This window comes from Numidum massiliense, from assembly GCF_001375555.1.
Lineage (GTDB): Bacteria > Bacillota > Bacilli > Thermoactinomycetales > Novibacillaceae > Numidum > Numidum massiliense.
Window position 1 is genome coordinate 579976 of sequence record NZ_CTDZ01000009.1, and the last position, 16696, is coordinate 596671.

Annotated in this window: 12 protein-coding genes; 8 read left to right on the plus strand and 4 right to left on the minus strand. The window is 51.5% G+C overall.

What is annotated here, in order from left to right; all coding sequences use genetic code 11:
* Positions 1 to 351 precede the first annotated feature (351 nt).
* The 3 genes from BN1247_RS03370 (at position 352) to BN1247_RS03380 (ending at position 4041) form a co-directional block, all read left to right on the plus strand.
* Complete coding sequence (locus BN1247_RS03370) at positions 352 to 2439, plus strand: hypothetical protein (protein WP_054949131.1); 2088 nt, start codon at positions 352 to 354, stop codon at positions 2437 to 2439.
* Between the two features lie 9 nt (positions 2440 to 2448).
* Complete coding sequence (locus BN1247_RS03375) at positions 2449 to 3309, plus strand: ABC transporter ATP-binding protein (RefSeq protein WP_054949132.1); 861 nt, start codon at positions 2449 to 2451, stop codon at positions 3307 to 3309.
* A gap of 90 nt (positions 3310 to 3399) precedes the next feature.
* Entirely contained in the window at positions 3400 to 4041 is a 642-nt protein-coding gene (locus BN1247_RS03380; protein ID WP_147675169.1) for a hypothetical protein, read from the plus strand.
* Between the two features lie 366 nt (positions 4042 to 4407).
* Here BN1247_RS03380 and BN1247_RS03385 read toward each other — a convergent pair whose 3' ends face one another.
* The gene (locus BN1247_RS03385; protein ID WP_054949134.1) at positions 4408 to 5502 is read right to left on the minus strand and encodes a YncE family protein; all 1095 of its coding nucleotides are present in this window, start codon (positions 5500 to 5502) and stop codon (positions 4408 to 4410) included.
* A gap of 62 nt (positions 5503 to 5564) precedes the next feature.
* Positions 5565 to 6242, minus strand: coding sequence for a YiiX/YebB-like N1pC/P60 family cysteine hydrolase (locus BN1247_RS03390; RefSeq protein WP_054949135.1), 678 nt, complete (start codon positions 6240 to 6242; stop codon positions 5565 to 5567).
* Positions 6243 to 6719: 477 nt separating this feature from the next.
* On the opposite strand from BN1247_RS03390, the gene BN1247_RS03395 reads away from it, so the two are divergent.
* The 4 genes from BN1247_RS03395 to BN1247_RS03410 all read left to right on the plus strand — a co-directional run bounded on the left by BN1247_RS03395 (position 6720) and on the right by BN1247_RS03410 (position 13350).
* Positions 6720 to 7031 carry a transposase gene (locus BN1247_RS03395; RefSeq protein WP_054948915.1) on the plus strand — a complete coding sequence of 104 codons (312 nt, stop codon included), beginning with the start codon at positions 6720 to 6722 and terminating at the stop codon, positions 7029 to 7031.
* 29 nt (positions 7032 to 7060) lie between these two features.
* A complete protein-coding gene (locus tag BN1247_RS03400; protein ID WP_231633368.1) occupies positions 7061 to 7948 on the plus strand; it encodes an IS3 family transposase in 888 nt (295 codons plus the stop codon).
* Positions 7949 to 8375: 427 nt separating this feature from the next.
* Positions 8376 to 9644, plus strand: a complete 1269-nt coding sequence (locus BN1247_RS03405) for an exonuclease SbcCD subunit D (RefSeq protein WP_054949136.1) — start codon at positions 8376 to 8378, stop codon at positions 9642 to 9644.
* Positions 9601 to 13350: an AAA family ATPase gene (locus tag BN1247_RS03410; protein WP_082415772.1), complete on the plus strand. Its 3750-nt coding sequence runs from the start codon at positions 9601 to 9603 to the stop codon at positions 13348 to 13350. The genes BN1247_RS03405 and BN1247_RS03410 overlap by 44 nt, the downstream gene beginning before the upstream one ends.
* 113 nt (positions 13351 to 13463) lie before the next feature.
* On the opposite strand, the gene BN1247_RS03415 is transcribed toward BN1247_RS03410, so the two are convergent.
* The gene (locus tag BN1247_RS03415) at positions 13464 to 14231 is read right to left on the minus strand and encodes a CDP-alcohol phosphatidyltransferase family protein (protein ID WP_054949138.1); all 768 of its coding nucleotides are present in this window, start codon (positions 14229 to 14231) and stop codon (positions 13464 to 13466) included.
* A 325-nt stretch (positions 14232 to 14556) separates the two neighbouring features.
* Here BN1247_RS03415 and BN1247_RS03420 point away from each other — a divergent pair, with 325 nt between their 5' ends.
* Positions 14557 to 15135 (plus strand): lysophospholipid acyltransferase family protein, encoded by a 579-nt coding sequence (locus BN1247_RS03420; RefSeq protein ID WP_054949139.1) that lies wholly within the window; start codon positions 14557 to 14559, stop codon positions 15133 to 15135.
* A gap of 96 nt (positions 15136 to 15231) precedes the next feature.
* On the opposite strand, the gene BN1247_RS03425 is transcribed toward BN1247_RS03420, so the two are convergent.
* Positions 15232 to 15783, minus strand: coding sequence for a DJ-1/PfpI family protein (locus BN1247_RS03425; protein ID WP_054949140.1), 552 nt, complete (start codon positions 15781 to 15783; stop codon positions 15232 to 15234).
* Positions 15784 to 16696: the final 913 nt, after the last annotated feature.

Below are 16696 nucleotides of genomic sequence, written 5' to 3' on the forward strand. Positions count from 1 at the left end.
AGAACAAAAGGGGGGAAGAATCAAAAGGGATTTAAAGTGTATTTCAATTACGGATGTTGGGTGACTAGCTACACCAAGATTCATGCTGTTTCCGATGGGGAAGACGGTCCAAGATGTTACCGGACCGGATCCTCTAATATCTAATAGAAAAATGCAAATTGGAGGTAAAGCTAGCTGGACCGTCAGAAAAAATCCAGCAGGTACCTATTACATTCACCTTGACCCCGACGGCGCTTGGTATACGGGTTGTAACGGTTGGGGAAAAGCTGTGAGGTAATTTTAACTTGAAAAGGGGGTGTAGATTCATTACTCCCCCCTTTTTTAGGACAAGCTAACGAAAGAGGGTTCTCTATGAAAATAATCGACGCTTGGAAAATAGAACTCACCTTGCTGCGGAGAAATGTTTTTGTTTGGCTTGTACTGCTTCTATCGCTCCCCGTGCTCGCTCTCCACTATAACCGCCTTTTGCCGCAAGATCCTGGCGACGCGTTAACGTCGACTGCTTTCATCATTCAAGGTGGCATGATTGCGAGTATGATGTTAGGTTTTTCGCTGATGAATAGTGAAAACGCTACAGCGAGTGCGGAAGTTTTTCGCGTGCTCCCGAACGGCTTTCTCGTCAAGGCATGCGGCAAATGTTTGGCGTTACTCACCGCGGTCATCGCCTTTTGCCTTGTCGCACTCGCCGTGTTGTATACAGTGTACGCGTTTCACCCGATCCCGCGCTTTTTTTATGCTGAGGCCGTCACTTACATATCGCTTTACTTCGGTTTATCTTTTTTTGTCTCTGGCCTCGTCGGGATGAGCGTCGGCTCGTTTACGCAGTCGCGCTTTGCGTATATATTGTTAGTCATTTGCTGGCTGTTACTCGGGCCGTTAAATTTAGCGGTCGGCGAACCGATTATTACCGTGCTCCGCATCGATTTTACGCCACTGCTTATGTTTCTTAATTTAGGACAAAGTGAACCGCATGCGATGTATGATCCGGTGTACGGGTTGCCGCTAGAGACAGAGCGGTGGGTCGTGAAAGGGATGATGATAACGGTTTTACTAACCGTATTCGTCTTAGCGATCCTTACGAAAAGTGGTCGCGCGTCATTAAAGAACGTTTTCCTCGTGTCCCTCGGCGGAATCGTCCTATTCGTCCCGCTCCTTTATGCCTACGGGCAACCGAGTCAAGTGGTAACAATCCGTTACGGTCAAGAAGCGAAAGGTACAGTCGATCACGACTATTACCGCCAACAACGGGCTGTAGCGAAAGAGCGGGCGCCGGATGTAAACGTTCACGCGTACAACATCGAACTACACGACATACGCCATTTATCGGCGCGTGTGACGGTCGAATTGGCTCCGCAAGAACGCACGCGCGATTTTGCTTTCACGCTGTATCATCGTTTGCGCATCGACAGTGTGTCGTTGGGCGGAAAGACGCATGTTAACTTTGAGCAGCGGGGCGACCAACTGCGCGTACGATTGCCACAAGCGGTGCCAAAAGAGGACAAGATCGCCCTTACGTTTGTTTATGATGGTAACAGTTCCCCTCTTTTTTTTGCTAACGAACAGGCGATGATGCTTCCGAGCTATTTTCCGTGGTACCCTGTGCCAGGCGCTCATGATGCGATGCATGACTCCGAAGGGGGGGAGTTGCGCCAATTTCCCGTCGTTCTCGATCAAAAAGTGGACTATACACTGACGTACGACGGTGATCTCGCCTTAGAGACGAACCTTGCACCGGTCAAAAACGGCGTTTGGCGCGGGACGAGTTTGAGCGGGTTAACCGTCGTGGGGAGTAAGCTCAGTACGGAAACGATTAACGGCGCGCGCGTCGTTTATCCGTCGTCGATGGCTCTATTGGCAGTTGCCATGCCACAGTATGTAGCCAACATAAAAGCAGCGGCACGTCAAGTGAGCGCCGATCTCGGTCAAACGATTCACACCGACGTTCCCCATATTTTCTTTTTATCGGTGCCATCTTTTTCCGAATACTACGATACCGGGGTGCTGTTGTTGCCGGATCAGTTGGTGATCGCCGTCAAGCAACTCCACAACGATCCTGAACTCGTTCCTAGCGAAGGCGAACTTGTCCCCGACATCCTCGTAACAGCGACGCAGATGGGTGAACAGTCGTTCTATCAGGAGGACGACATGCGCAGATTGTTCGTCGATGCGTACGTTTATTGGTACGATCGTCGCTTCGGAGTGCGCAACGCCGACGGCGAACGGTACGAAATCGAACCGCCGGCGGCAGCGGACGACCCGCAGAAACAGGCAATCGCTAAAAAACTGGCGCAGTTTATAGAAGCGCACGACGCGAATGAGCACGTCGTGCAGCAATTTTTCCGGTGGTGGGTAGGAGCGTTGGAACGGGAGAAGTTGACCTTCCCCGCTTTCGCAAAACGACTTGACGCCGCATTAGTGAATACGGAAAAGGATAGGTGAACAAGGACGATGAACACGTTATGCATACGCCATTTAACGAAAGACTACGGAAATAAACGCGCGCTGAGCGATGTCACGCTGGAGATCCCGCAAGGGATGTTTGGACTGCTCGGGCCAAACGGGGCGGGGAAAACGACGTTAATGCGCATCGTGACGTCACTCCTCCCACCGACTACAGGCGAACTGACTTACGGCGACGTGCGCTGGCACCATGCGCACGAAGTACGGCAAATCATCGGTTACTTGCCGCAAAAATTCTCCTTATATAAGCACATTAAAGTGGGCGAAGCGCTGTTGCACGTAGCGACTTTAAAAGGAATGCGCAAAGGTGAGGCGAGGCGGGAAGTAGACGGCGTACTCGAGCAAGTGAACCTTACCGAGCAACGCGACGTGAAGATTGGGAAACTGTCAGGTGGGATGGTGCGGCGAGTCGGCATCGCACAAGCGATGCTCGGGAACCCGGAAATTATCGTTGTCGATGAGCCGACGGCGGGACTCGATCCGGAAGAGCGCATCCGCTTTCGCAAGTATTTGCGTCGCTTGAGTAAGGAAACGGTCGTCATCATTTCGACCCATATCGTCGAAGATGTCGCTGCAACTTGTGAACAGACTGCCGTTTTAGTAAATGGTAGCGTACGAATATGTGACTCTACGGAAAAAGTCGCGCAACAGGCGGTAGGGAAAGTATGGGAAATGCAAGTTGCCGAGGAAGATTTTTATGAGCTATCGGAAGAACTGAACATCGTCTCTAGTCAAAAGGCGGCAGGGCACTACCGAATCCGCTTTCTTTCCGAAACACCGCCCCACGGGGCAGAAGCGTGTCAACCGCATCTCGAAGACGGCTATTTACATTTGCTACAAAAAAGTTGACAGGTTCTTCGCTTGTAAACTGAGCACGAAAAGGACGATGTATAATTTCATAGAAAATAAACCGAATAACTGACAAGTGGGGGGATCGGCGTGTCAGGAAGACTTAATCTCTGTTTCGATTGGCGGGCGATGGGGAGTGTGGCCTACTTTCCGCTGGCAGTCGTCGTGGCCGTGATCGGATATGTACGTTTGAAGGAGGCGCAACTGGGGATCGTCTTGCCTGCGTTAGAGTTTACGCTGCCCGTTTTTGCGGCATGGTGGAGTATCTTTTTGTTTTACGACGTGCTCGAGGAAGAAGGAACGGAAACGATCCTCAGTTATCCTTTGGCGCGGTGGAAGTTAGGGGCGCTGCGGGTGGGTGTTTTTTTCTTAGGCTACTTTGCGCTCGTCGTCCTCGTCGTCGCTTTAACAGTATACTGGTCGGGAACGGACGCGTTTTTCCCACTCGTGTACCAACTGGGCGTCGAATCGTTTTTCTTCGCCGCGGTCGGCTTTTTCACGATGGTCGTGACGGCTAATTCCGGCTGGTCCCTCGTCGTGCTCATCGTCTATACGAGTACGCAATTATTGACCGAGGGACACTTACTGCCGTTTACAAATGTTTATTTGTTTAACAATGCACCGGTTCAGAGAGACCTTCTCCGGGAGTGGTCGGTGTATGTGCTTGCGGCGAGCGGTGCGCTGTTCTTAACCGCGCAATGGTTGTTGCAGCGGATGCAGCGGTTTAATTAGTTGCCCGATAGTCGCCCGATGTTTACTTCAGATCCTTAAAGGAATTAACCATTCTTTGAAACGTCTTTTTGCTCTGGGCAAATTGGTCTTGGTTGGACCATGCCATGATTTGGTAGAAGTGCGTCTTCGTTTCGACGACAGTGTACAAATAAGCGACTTTGTATTACTCATTTCCCCGGTCGCCTCAAATTGCAGCGCCTTGTAGTTGCCTATTGTTATTTTCTTCGGTGCCTCTTTGGTGGTGGAAGTTGCGTTGCCAGCGTCTCCGGCTAATGGGCGGAAGCTGGCGGCTATTTTTTCAAACTCCGCTTGATGGGTCGCGACCTTTGGGGCGGCTGCGCGGTCGTTTTTAAGGTATTTTGTAGGTTAATTTCGTAGACTACTTCCCTTCCCGTTAAGTAACACAAAGTCCTTTAGAATAGTTTCGCGCATGATCGGCAGATCGATATTTTTTACTTTTTTTAGCGTCTGTTTGTCAAAAACACCGATGTAACCGGCACGGGTGTTGTCACCGCGAGGAATAATCGTTAAAGTGTACACGTAGTCCTTGTCTACTCGAATCTGCTGTAGGTAGTGATCGTCCTCATCGTCGGCTTCTTTCACACGTTTTTGCACGCGATAGTTTTGGTCGAGCTTAAAAAGGTAACCTTCTTCCGTAGAGACGTAGAGGGTGTCACCGTCTACCGCTAAAAATTGCGGGGTGACGTCCTTGGCGAGAAATACCTTTTTCATTTTCTCTGTTTTTAGGTCGAAAATGACTATATGGTCTATAAATTCATTCCCCTTTATCGAAGGGGCCATTACAATTTTCCCTTGGAATAGTTGCATATCGTCGACTGCACCATAATCATTTACCATAGCGACTCTCTTTTTTATCTTCCCGCTCTTGATATCAACGATGTATAGGTAGCTATAATGATCCGCATCGACAGCAACGTACACATTTTTACCGTACACGAGTGCGGAACGGGTTAAGCTGGGAAGCGTGGTTTTGCGAACGTGTTCTCCCTTGCGGATTTCCATAATATTTTCGTCCATAGTCGTATTGTAAATGATCACTTGTACGTCATTCTGCGTATCCGCAAAGGTATGTTGATACTTGAATCCAGCGACGGTCATTTTTCCATTACGGTCAATACGAGCTCTTGTGTCATCACCTAAAGTAGCTGGAAGTAAATAACCGCCTTTTCCATCAGACCCGATGCGCTCCACGCCTTGCCCTTTAAAATTGACAGAGGAAAGGATATCGCCTTGTTCATCCGCAACGGCAAAAGCGGCATCTCGTTCGATGGATGAAGTATAGAGTAGACCGAAGGATCCCCCGTCTAAGTCAACCGTTTTCGTCGACTTTTTATGGGTGGTTTTTTTGGTAGAATATTTAGAATCAACCGTATCTGAGGGGCTGCAAGCGATTAAAAATATGCAAATTAGAAGAGCAGGTATAACGTGTTTGAGTCGCATGTGATCACTTCCTGTTAAATAGTCAATCGCAGGAGATGGCAACGCCATCCCCCACGGAAAGGTTACTTGGAATAGTACGCCACGGTATGTTTACTTCTGATTAGGTCTACAGGCCAAACAGAGGGACCGCCATCGTGATCTAGGTCTTTACCGCTCGCATTTTTCCAAGCCCGCCAAACGAGCTGGGAACAGTAGAACTTCTTAGACGTCTTTTTATCGGCAAAGAAATAGTTGTAAGGCTTTCCAATTTGTTTTTTGGCATAATTAGCTGCCTTAGTATACTGCTTCTTCGACGCTTTCTTGACGTACATTTTCTTAAGGTGTTTGTAACGGCTAGTCCAGTTATTTTTGTGTCTTTGGACACCTTTCTTCGGATAGCTTTCAACTGTATATCTAAGTTTACTATCCGGGTGGATAATTCCTGCATGACCAACTAACTTGCCAAGGGAAGCACCAGTGTCCGTTGTGACAAGCACGGCGCCCACCCTATCTTTCTTCTTCTTTTTGGCCATACCCGTTATTTCTTTTTTACTCACCCCCATGTCTTTCAATGCTTGATCGATCGCTTTCTGGTCCAGTTTGTTGCTCCAGTTTTTGTTGTATTCAGCTGTTTCCTTCGCCTTCTTCTTGATGTCTGCCTCCAAAGCAGATTTTGAAGAAGCGTCAACTGTAGTCGTGAAAGAGCCAGCGGCAAGAACAAAGAAGGCAATGACGGAAACGACGATTTTCTTTAAACGCATTTGTCTCAACTCCCATTTTTTATGGATTGGTTCGTTTTCCAGACCTATTGTTACAGCGCTTTCAAAGTAAATTCATCACAAGTTAATAGATTGCTTCTAATATACCCCCTCTAGACACCAATTTGCATTCCTGCAATCTTAGATGTAATCTCCTAACTGACAGTTGCATAATATCACAAATTTACTTACATGACAACAAAAAAATCATAAATAGTAAATTATATTTTAACAGTTCTGTCGTGTTAATTGGAACTTTATGTATAAGGCTAAAAAAATGATATACTCAATCAATTGGTTTTTGTTAAGTATAGGTGATCTATTAGTAAGGAGAAGATAGGTGTAAATAGAATGAAATGCTATATGTGTATTAAAAGAGAGGGCAGATCTAATGAAATGACTTAGCTATTAAGCCCCTATAGTAACTTGGACATCACTAAACACTTTAAGTTATACTAGTGATGAAAGGGGCAGAATCAAATGAAACGCCGTCAGTTCACCAAGGAATTTAAAATCCAAGTCGCAAAGGAAGCCATGGAGGTTGGTAACCAAGCGCTAGTTGCTCGCCGCTATGATCTCGGTTCTAACTTGCTTAACCGATGGGTTCGCGAATATAAGGACGGGCACTACGGGGACGTCCCGATCGAATCCGCCCAACCACGCGAATTCAGTGATCTTGCTCAGGAAAATGATCAGCTAAAACGGTTGTTGGGCGAAAAGGATTTAGAAATTGCCATTTTGCGTGATCTTGTAAAAAAGCAGCACCCTCACTTGCTGAAAAGATTGAAGTAGCGGACAAGTGGATTTCTAAGGGATACCCGATCCAAACCGTTTTACGGATTGTCCACGTACCGCGTTCCACCTATTACTATCAGAAACACTATCGGGTGAAGGAGAAGAAAGTAAGTGGGGGGAGACCGGCACCAGGTTACTCCTTCACAAACAGCGGGCAAAAAGTGTCCGACGAACAAATTAAAGAATGGCTTATGGAGCTCGTCTCGGGTGATGGCTACGCGTATGGGTACCGAAAATTAACGGTGGCGCTCCGTTCGACGTACGATTTAGTCATTAATAAGAAAAAAGTGTACCGTCTCTGCAAACGGTTAGGCATCTTACTGCCGCAGCGACGGAAGCGAATCCGCCACCCTAGGCGCCTTGCACGTAACCGCCTCGTTGAGCGATCGAATGAGCTGTGGGAAACAGACATCAAGTATGGGTACATTGCCGGAGAAAACCGCTTTTTCTTCCTGCTTTCCTACATTGACGTTTATGACCGTTCGATTATTGACTATCATGTTGGATTAGCTTGCGAAGGTCAAGACGCTGTTCAGGTGCTACAACGAGCGCTTTCGACACGCGGGCTTCAGGAGGCACAAGAAAAGCCGATCATCCGGACGGACAATGGTCCACAGTTCGTATCTAAAGTATTCGAAGAAGCTTGTGAACACTACGGTTGTGAGCACGAACGTATTCCGCCGAACACACCGAATAAAAATGCCCATATTGAGGCGTTTCATCGGATCGTTGAGGACGAATGCTTCAACAAGTATTCCTTTGAGACGTACGAGGAAGCATATCGTACCGTCATAGGCTTTATGGACTTTTATAACAACCGCCGCATACACGGTAGTATTGGGGACATGAGCCCCGCGCAGTTTTTCCATGCGCATCAAACATCTTCGTTGCGCACGAAAGCCGTTCGACTCTGATCCTTCCCTTTCGTCTTCCAAGCCAACAGCCGCTGTAAGACGTGACGTCAAGGGCGAGCGAAAGCGAGGGCGTAGCCTTTACCCTTGACGGAAGGTCTGAAGCGACTACACTTCTATTGACGAAAGGAAGCGAGAACCAGAGATAACGTGAGCTTGTAGTTATGTATGTCCAGTTTTAAGGGGTTTATCCGTTAGATCCATTAGTTTAAAAGTTATTGGGAATTTCAAAGTCAGCTTATGAATAAGGCCAGTGCTATTATCAGTAATGGGTTGGGCCTTCTGCTGACATTCCCGCCCCCCTCTACTATACTAGTAAGAAACGGGTAGTCGCTTAGGCGACGTTATTTTACTTTCTTGATGCATCATCCGATACGAGATTTACGACAAATCGTTTATATATCACTCAATACATAAGGAGGTCTGTACGATGCGTATTTTACATACGGCGGACTGGCACCTCGGAAAAACGTTGGAAGGACGCGACAGGTCGGAAGAGCAGTACCGCGTGATGGCGGAAATTTGCGAGATTGCGGAAGAGGAAGCGGTCGACCTCGTCTTAATTGCCGGCGATGTGTACCAAACGGTCAATCCACCGGCGTGGGCGGAAAACTTGTTTTACGAGACGATTCACCGGCTTAGCAACTTTGGTAAGCGCGCAGTCGTCGTCATTTCCGGCAATCACGACAACCCGGAGCGCATTCGCGCCGCCAACCCGCTCGCCGACAAGCAAGGGGTTTATTTAGTCGGCTTGCCGAAGGATGAGCTGACACCGTCAAAACTACCGCGTCCGCACAGTGTCCAAGCTGTCGCCGCCCGCACGGGGCTGCTTGAACTGGCAGTGCCGACGTGTGCACATCATGCGGTTCTTGCGCTATTACCGTACCCGTCGGAAGCGCGACTACAAGAACTGCTGTCGGCGAGTGCCGAGGTGAGCGACATTCGCGCCGCTTATTCGGAGCGGATCGGGCAGTGGTTCGCCGCGCAGGAGGCATACTTTCGTCCGGACACGGTCAATGTGGCGATGAGTCACTTGTTTGTGCACGGGGGACAGGAATCCGATTCGGAGCGGCAAATTCAACTCGGCGGCGCGTATGCGGTCGAAGCGGACAAGCTACCTCGCACCGCGCACTATGTCGCGCTCGGCCACTTACACCGCCCGCAAAAAGTGGCAGCGGCCTTAGCGCCGACGCGTTACGCCGGATCGCCGCTCGCCTACAGTTTTTCCGAGGCAGGACAAGAGAAGTCGGTCGTGCTCATTGAAGCCGAACCGGGCAAGTCTGCGACGACGCGCCTCATACGACTCACTTCTGGCCGGCCGCTCATGCGCTGGGAGGTCACAGGCGGCTTGACCCAATTAGACACGTGGTGTAGTGAGGGGAAAGATGCCGAGGCGTGGATCGATTTGGAACTACACGTGCCGCACCCGCTCTCGCAAGAAGACATTCGCCGCGTGCGCAAAATGCACCGCGGTTTTGTGCACATTCGCCCCGTTTTTCCCGAGGGCGAGGCGGAAACAGAGCATGTCCGTACGCCAGAGGCAAAGCGTCCGGAGGCGCTGTTCCGGCGCTTTTACAATGAACGCACGGGGGGCGAGCCGCGCGAAGCGGTGGTAGATCTGTTTTTGGAGCTGTTGCACGAGGAAGCGGACGTCGATGGGACAGATAGTAGGAAGGAAGTCGCCGATGAAGCCTCTTAAGTTGACGATCGCCGGGTTGCACAGTTTTCGCCGCGAGCAGACGATCGACTTTACGCGGGTGACCGATGCGGGCATCTTCGGCATTTTTGGACCGACGGGGAGCGGCAAGTCGTCGATTCTCGACGCGATCACGCTAGCACTATACGGGCGTGTCGAGCGCAGCGGCGGAAACCGCTACGGTATCCTTAACCAACACGAGCTACAGTTGCACGTGGCGTTAACCTTTCAAATTAGTAGCAGCAGCGGTAAAAACGTGTACCGCGTCGAGCGGACATATAAGCGCAAGGACGGACACAGTGTGCAGTCGTCGCACGCGCGGCTCATCGCCTGTACGCCGGAAGGAGACAAGGTGCTCGAAGATCGAGAAACGGCGGTAAATAACGGCATTTTACGCATTCTCGGTTTGAGCGTCGACGACTTTACGCGCGCTGTCGTTTTGCCGCAAGGGAAGTTTGAAGAGTTTTTGAAGCTGAAAGGCAAAGAGCGCCGCGACATGTTAGAGCGCATTTTCCGCCTCGACGCGTACGGCGAGGCGCTGAGGAAACGTTTGCTCACTCGCTTGCAATCGTTGGAAAGTGAAGTGAACCGTTTGGAGAGCCAGCAGGAATTGCTCGGCGAGGCGACGAGCGAGGCGGTTAAGGAAGCTGCAAGACAACTTGAAGTGGCGCAAGGTAAGTTAGCCGAAGCGACGCGAAACCGCGACGCGTTTGGGCACGAATTCGAACAGTGGCAAAAAGTTCGCGGGCATATGCGAGAATTGCGTGACGTCGCGCGTCGCGAGGAAGAGCTTGACGCGCGGCAAGGGGAGATGCAAGTGCTCGAAGCTGCGCTGCAAACGGCGGCGCGCGCTGAACGCGTCTCGCTGTACGCCGCGACGTACCGCGAGAGGGAGCAGCAGCTACAAGTGACAAAAGCGGCGCTACAGGAGGTACAACAAGCGATCACAGCGGCCGCAGAGGAACGGGAACAGGCACAAGCTGCACATCGTGCGGCTGAAGAAGCGTGGGAACGAGAAGCGCCGCATCTTTCGGAACGGAAAGTGAAGCTCGAAGAAGCGTTAGAACGGGAAAAAGAGCGCGCGGCGCTCGACCGGGAGGAACAGGATCGTGCCGAGCGACTACAGCGCGTGACAGACGGCTGGCAGCGTGCGAAAACGCAAGTTGAAACGGCGCAACAGGAATTGGCCGTGCTGCGTACCCGCGCAGCAGAGCTGCAGCAACGGGCGGCAGAGCTGCGCGTGACGACCGACGAACGCCGCCGCCTGCGAGTGGCGGAAGCGGCGAAGGCCGACGTCGAAGCGGCGGAAAAACAATTGACTGACGCGGAAAAAGAGGCTACCGCGCAAGTAGCGCACTGGCGCGTGGCGGAAGCGGCGAAGGCCGACGTCGAAGCGGCGGAAAAACAATTGACTGACGCGGAAAAAGAGGCTACCGCGCAAGTAGCGCACTGGCGCACGCAGACAGATGCGCGAGCGGCCGCCGTCGCAGCGGAGGAGGCGAAAGCGCGCGAATGGCAAACGTTGCGTGAAGCTGTCGAAGGGCTTAAAGGACAGGCTCCGACAACCGGAGAAAAGTTGCAACAGCGTGAGCGCGAGCTGCACGATTACGCCTACCGCGTGGAGCGACTCGCTCAGCTAGAAGCGGATCGGCAAAAGGCACGTCGAGATGTAGCAGCGCTCGCGAAGCAGCTGGACGACGTACGCGTGCGGCGGGAACAGCTAGACGAACAGCGCCAGCAGTGCGCCGCGAAACTTACTGCAGCGGAAACGCACCTCCAAGAGCTAGAAAAGGCACAGCGAGCCCGCATGGAGCAGCATATGGCGGCACAACTTGCGGCAAGTTTGGAGGCAGGTTCCGCTTGTCCCGTGTGCGGGGCAACCGACCACCCGCATCTAGCGGCGACCGGGGCGCACGCGGCGGAGCAGGCAGACGAGGGGCGTGTGCACGACGAACAGCTCCAGCGCGCCAACGAAGCGGTCGCCACGCTTAGGCAACAGTTGCATCAACGACAGACGGACTGCTCAGTGCTCGCGGAAACGTACACCCATCGCAAGGCACAGCGCGAAGGGGCAGAACAGATACTCGCCGAACGACATACGAAAATAGTGGAACAGCAGCAGGCGCTGCCGCGACGGCTGCAGGGGGCGACTGTGCCTGAGACGGAGGAACACCTCCGTAGGGAACAAGATAACCTTCAGGAAGAGCGCCGTAAGCTCGCAATTTGGGAACGAGACGTCGCCGCGAAAGAAGAACAGTTACACGCGTACCAGCTCGCGTATCACCGTCTGCGGGAACAGACGGCGACCGCGGAGGCGAACGCGCAACACGCCGCTGAACGGGCACAAACGGCGGAAGCAGCTGTCGCCAAGTGGCGGGAACGCGTCGCCACAACGAGGGCAAAATGGGAAGAGGTGCGCGGCGAGTGGACGTTTGCTGGGCTCGCCGAACGGCTACGCGAAGTCGAAACTTTCGACCGGGAACGGGAAACGGTTGAAGCGGCTCGCGAAACACTCACTGGCGAGCAGGAAGCGACGGAACAGCGGTTAGACGACGGGCGGCGAGAAGAGGATAAGTGGCGCGCAGCGACACACGACGCGGAGCAACAGCTGCGGAAGGTACGGGAGCGGCGGGAAGGCCTGACGACGGCGATCGACGCGATAACCGGCGGTCAGCCAGCCGCACAATTGCTCGCCGAACTCGTAGCTCGTTCCGATGAGTTGCGACAGCAGCTGGCCCGTACGGAAGAAGTCTTGCGGACAGCGGAACAAACGTGGCAAGAAGCGAGTCGCCAGCTGTCCGCCCTAGAGGCAAAAGCAGAAGATCACGCGGCACAGTTACAGCTGGCGGAGCAGCAGCTTAACGACAAACTCGCGACTTACCAGTTTGCGAGTGTAGCGGAAGTGGAAGCGGGGACCCTCCAACTGGAGGAGCGCGAACGTCTATCCGCTACGTTGACCGAGTTTCGCGAGGCGCAAATAAAAGTGGCTAGCGATCGGCAACGATTGCAAGAGCTCCTCGCCGGACGCACCTTGACTGAGGAAGCGTGGCAAGAGATGACTGCCAAGCGCGAGGCGCTCGCCGAGGTGTGGCAAGCGGCACAAAAAGCAGCCATTAGCGCCGAACACGCGCATCGGGAGACGGAGCAAAATCACGGCAAGTGGAAAGTACTTGAAGCGGAGCGCCGGAAATGGCAGCGGCAGCTCGACGATGCGCACGACTTACAGCAAGTGTTGAAAGGGAAGGCGTTCGTCGAATTTGTCGCTCGCGAACACTTGGAAGGGATCGCCGCCGACGCCTCGCGCCATTTGGGGAAATTGACGCGCTACCGCTATGCGCTCGAAATCGCGCAAGATGGCAACTTTGTCATGCGCGACGACGGTAACGGCGGGATGCGGCGGCCGGTGAGCACGTTGTCGGGAGGAGAAACGTTTTTGACATCACTCGCTCTCGCCCTCGCCTTGTCGTCGCAAATTCAGCTGAAGGGCGAATGCCCGCTCGAGTTTTTCTTTCTTGACGAAGGGTTTGGCACACTTGATCCCGAGTTGCTCGACGTCGTCATTACGGCGTTGGAAAAACTGCACTACGAACATATGACGATTGGCCTCATTAGCCACGTCCCAGAACTGCAAAACCGCCTACACCGCAAAATTCGCGTCCTACCGGCGACGGTAGATGAAGGAACGACCGTACGCATCGAGTACTCATAAGGCGTACGGTGCATACGGTCGTAAGTGACGGTTGATCAGCAATTTTATCTCACGTTTTTCCGCACGAAATGCCCCATTCCGCACCAGCTCCACCTCGTAAATGAGGCGCGAAGCTAATCGCGGATCGAGGACAGCGTGATGACGAGGCGCACAGCCGCTTTGGCCATAAAAATGCCGAGAAAAGCAGTAAAAAACAGTTTGATCCATACAATTGGCAGGGATATCCACAACGTGCAGGCGGCGAGTAATAATAAGACGAAGAAAAAGCCAGGCAACCCGGTAAAGAAGGCGACCCATTCAAAGAAGTTCGACTTCACGCGAATTTGCTTCACCGGGTCGACTTCTTCCGTCTTCGCCTGCGTTAATTGTAGCGCGATCGGAATAAATAACGACATCGTGGCGACGACAATTACCGTGTAGAGAACGGCGGCGTACAAAGCGCCGAGCGCCTGTCCCGTATGTAGCTCGACCAGCGCAATGCCGATCGAAGAAAAAATCGGAATGCTGCAGGCCTGAATCAAAATATCTAAAAAATAGCCGCGACGGCTCGTCCGCTCTTGGATGCGGGCCATTTCGCCGTCGACACAGTCGCTCATATACCCGATATTGTAAAAAACGAAGGCGAGTAAAAACGACGTCGGGCTCGCGAACGCCATACTGTACCCGGCAGCGATCATCCCGAGTAAACTGATCCAAGTGACGGCGTTCGGCCGTACATTTCGTTTGCTGAGCAAAATCGCAAAGTAGATGGACAGCCTCCTGAGCACATACCACGACCAGACGTCTTCGAGCTCGCGCCCTTTCTGACATTGCTTACGGTATGTCAAGACAGTGGGCGAGTCGAATGGTAGTGTCGGGAGATTTTTAGGCCGATTACCCATAGATTCCTCCACCATTTCAATCTGCTACAAAAGTTGTTTGAGTAAGGATGTATTTGTTGCAAAACGTACCACAACGCTTGCGGAATGTAAAGCGACGCATTATGTTAGCCACGGAAAAATACAAGACAAAGGTTGTTGCGAGATGAGTTAGACGAGAATGAGGACGCACGTCGGACACGAGAAGATACGCAAAGAGAAATAGAGCCGCACTGCCCAGACGCATGGCCTGAACAGGTTCTAAAATAACCTGGAAAAAATGGTATACTGTTGGGACAGAGTGGCTGTGACCCTTTTAAGAAGTTCTACAGTCAGGGAGGAGTTCGTCATGTTTTATCGAATTGTACGAGCGATTGTCTACGCCTATATGCATGTACGTTTCCGCATTGCGATTAAAGGCTTGGAAAACATTCCGGAGGGCGGCTGTATTCTCGCCATGAATCATACGAGTAACTACGACCCGGTAATGGTCGGCATTCATACGCCGCGCAAAATGCATACAATGGCAAAAGAAGAGTTGTTTGCGAATCGGCTTTTCGGAAAAATATTGTCAGAACTAGGCGCCTTTCCGATTAAACGCGGAAAAGGCGATATCCGTTCATTGAAGACGTCGATCCGCTTAGTGCAAGAGGGGAACATTTTTGCCATTTTTATTGAAGGGACACGGTCTAAGACGGGCGAAATGCAAGTACCGAAAAAAGGTGTCGGTTTTATTACGACGAAAAGTAAGTCGCCCGTCATTCCGACGTATATTTACGGAGTCAAAGGCGGCTGGTTCGCTCGTGCTGGAGTCGTCTTCGGGGAACCGCTGCAATTCGAAAGCACCGATTACGAAGAAGTTACGAACGAAATCGCTGCCGCGATCAAACAGTTGGCTGACGAGCAGCGGGAGCGGCCGAGCGCTTAGGCCTTCGACCCCTCGCAGGGCGTCGAAACGCCCAGTATACATTTCACTCGATCAATTGTGCATAGTCCGACGTTATTTAGTCTATAGGCTTAAAGATTAACTGTGCAGTAATTTGAGGAACTCGCGCATAAAGCCCGGTAGATCTGGCCACGCGTGACCAGAGACGAGATTGCGCTCGACGTAGAGCGGACTTTCGACGTATGTCGCCTGCATCACCTCTACCGAAGGTTTACAGGCGATGTAGGCGGTCAGTTTGCGCCCTTGCATGACATCGGCGACCGTCTCCAACACTTGGGCGGCGTGGCAAATAGCCCCAACTGGTTTTTCGTGGACGAAGAAATGGCGCACGATCGTAGGCAAGTGTTCGTTAAGGCGGATATATTCGGGCGCCCTACCGCCGGGGATAATGAGCCCGTCGTATTCTTTCGGCTTGACGTCGGCAAAGGACACATCAGCCTCAATTAAGTACCCAGGTTTTTCTGTATACGTCTCCCAATCGACAAAATCGTGCACGACCGTATGCAGTTTTTTCTTAGTCGGTGCAGCGATCGTCGCTTCAATGCCCGCTTCTTGTAAGCGGTAATACGGGTAATAAATTTCTAGTGCTTCGACAGCGTCTCCAGCGACAATTAACACTTTTTTCGTCATCGTCATCCCTCCATTGTATATATAGCATTTGCGATAAATTATCACTTACCCTACTAATAGCATTACCCTGTTACGTCGCGGTCAAAACTACTAGGTAGGAAACGGGGCTGGTTGCAGTGAAAAAAGTGTACGTCTTGCTCGTGCGCGAGGTGGATCAACAACTGAGCGGGAGCGGTTGTTATGGCCGCATCGAGGGTAATGTGGCAGCGACCCGAGGTTGTGCCGTGTTCAGTGAGCGACGGCAAACGATGGAGGCGATGAGGCGTAAGATCGTGGTCCCGAGCCCAATAGAAGGAGTTGTAAACTGTGAATTTGAGTATCCTCATCGCAAGTATGGTCGGTATTCTCGGTCTCATCGTTGGACTGATCGTCTGGGCTGTGACAAAAATAGCAAAGAGAAATTAATTAAGCAGGCTGCTAGCCTGTTTTTTTTTAGGTGCGCCCAGCATGGGCGCAGTCTATAGGGGGCAAATCTCGAATTGTGAAGGCAGAAGTAACAGTTAGCCTAACGCAAGGGTGTCCGCTGCGACGCGGAATTTGAAGGAAGCGGGCGGCAAACCTCCGGTCTGAGGCACACGAACTTCATACAAGGCTTGATATGATTGGATGAGTTAAGGCGTTAACACTTACTCCTACTCTATACAATATTACAGCTTTACAGTAAGATAGAGGCCGTTTTAAATCCCTTTTTTTGTGCATTTCCACTAATAAATAGTCTATTAAAACAACATTACTTATCACAGATATAAAATAATTTGCCTGCTTCGCAAATTTGCTCTTGCATATTGTTTTTTTTGTTATATGATAGATTTAACATCATGAGCAGACCCCATTTCTTAATCAAATTATAATATCGGAGGTGGTAGCGCTCTCTTTATCCAGCCAAATGTGTCGTTGTCGTGTAAGCTTTGGG

Coding starts and splice junctions, on each gene's coding strand:
- BN1247_RS03370 (WP_054949131.1), top strand. CDS start 352: ATGAAAATAATCGACGCTTGGAAAATAGAACTCACCTTGCTGCGGAGA.
- BN1247_RS03375 (WP_054949132.1), top strand. CDS start 2,449: ATGAACACGTTATGCATACGCCATTTAACGAAAGACTACGGAAATAAA.
- BN1247_RS03385 (WP_054949134.1), bottom strand. CDS start 5,502: ATGCGACTCAAACACGTTATACCTGCTCTTCTAATTTGCATATTTTTA.
- BN1247_RS03390 (WP_054949135.1), bottom strand. CDS start 6,242: ATGCGTTTAAAGAAAATCGTCGTTTCCGTCATTGCCTTCTTTGTTCTT.
- BN1247_RS03395 (WP_054948915.1), top strand. CDS start 6,720: ATGAAACGCCGTCAGTTCACCAAGGAATTTAAAATCCAAGTCGCAAAG.
- BN1247_RS03405 (WP_054949136.1), top strand. CDS start 8,376: ATGCGTATTTTACATACGGCGGACTGGCACCTCGGAAAAACGTTGGAA.
- BN1247_RS03410 (WP_082415772.1), top strand. CDS start 9,601: ATGGGACAGATAGTAGGAAGGAAGTCGCCGATGAAGCCTCTTAAGTTG.
- BN1247_RS03415 (WP_054949138.1), bottom strand. CDS start 14,231: ATGGGTAATCGGCCTAAAAATCTCCCGACACTACCATTCGACTCGCCC.
- BN1247_RS03420 (WP_054949139.1), top strand. CDS start 14,557: ATGTTTTATCGAATTGTACGAGCGATTGTCTACGCCTATATGCATGTA.
- BN1247_RS03425 (WP_054949140.1), bottom strand. CDS start 15,783: ATGACGAAAAAAGTGTTAATTGTCGCTGGAGACGCTGTCGAAGCACTA.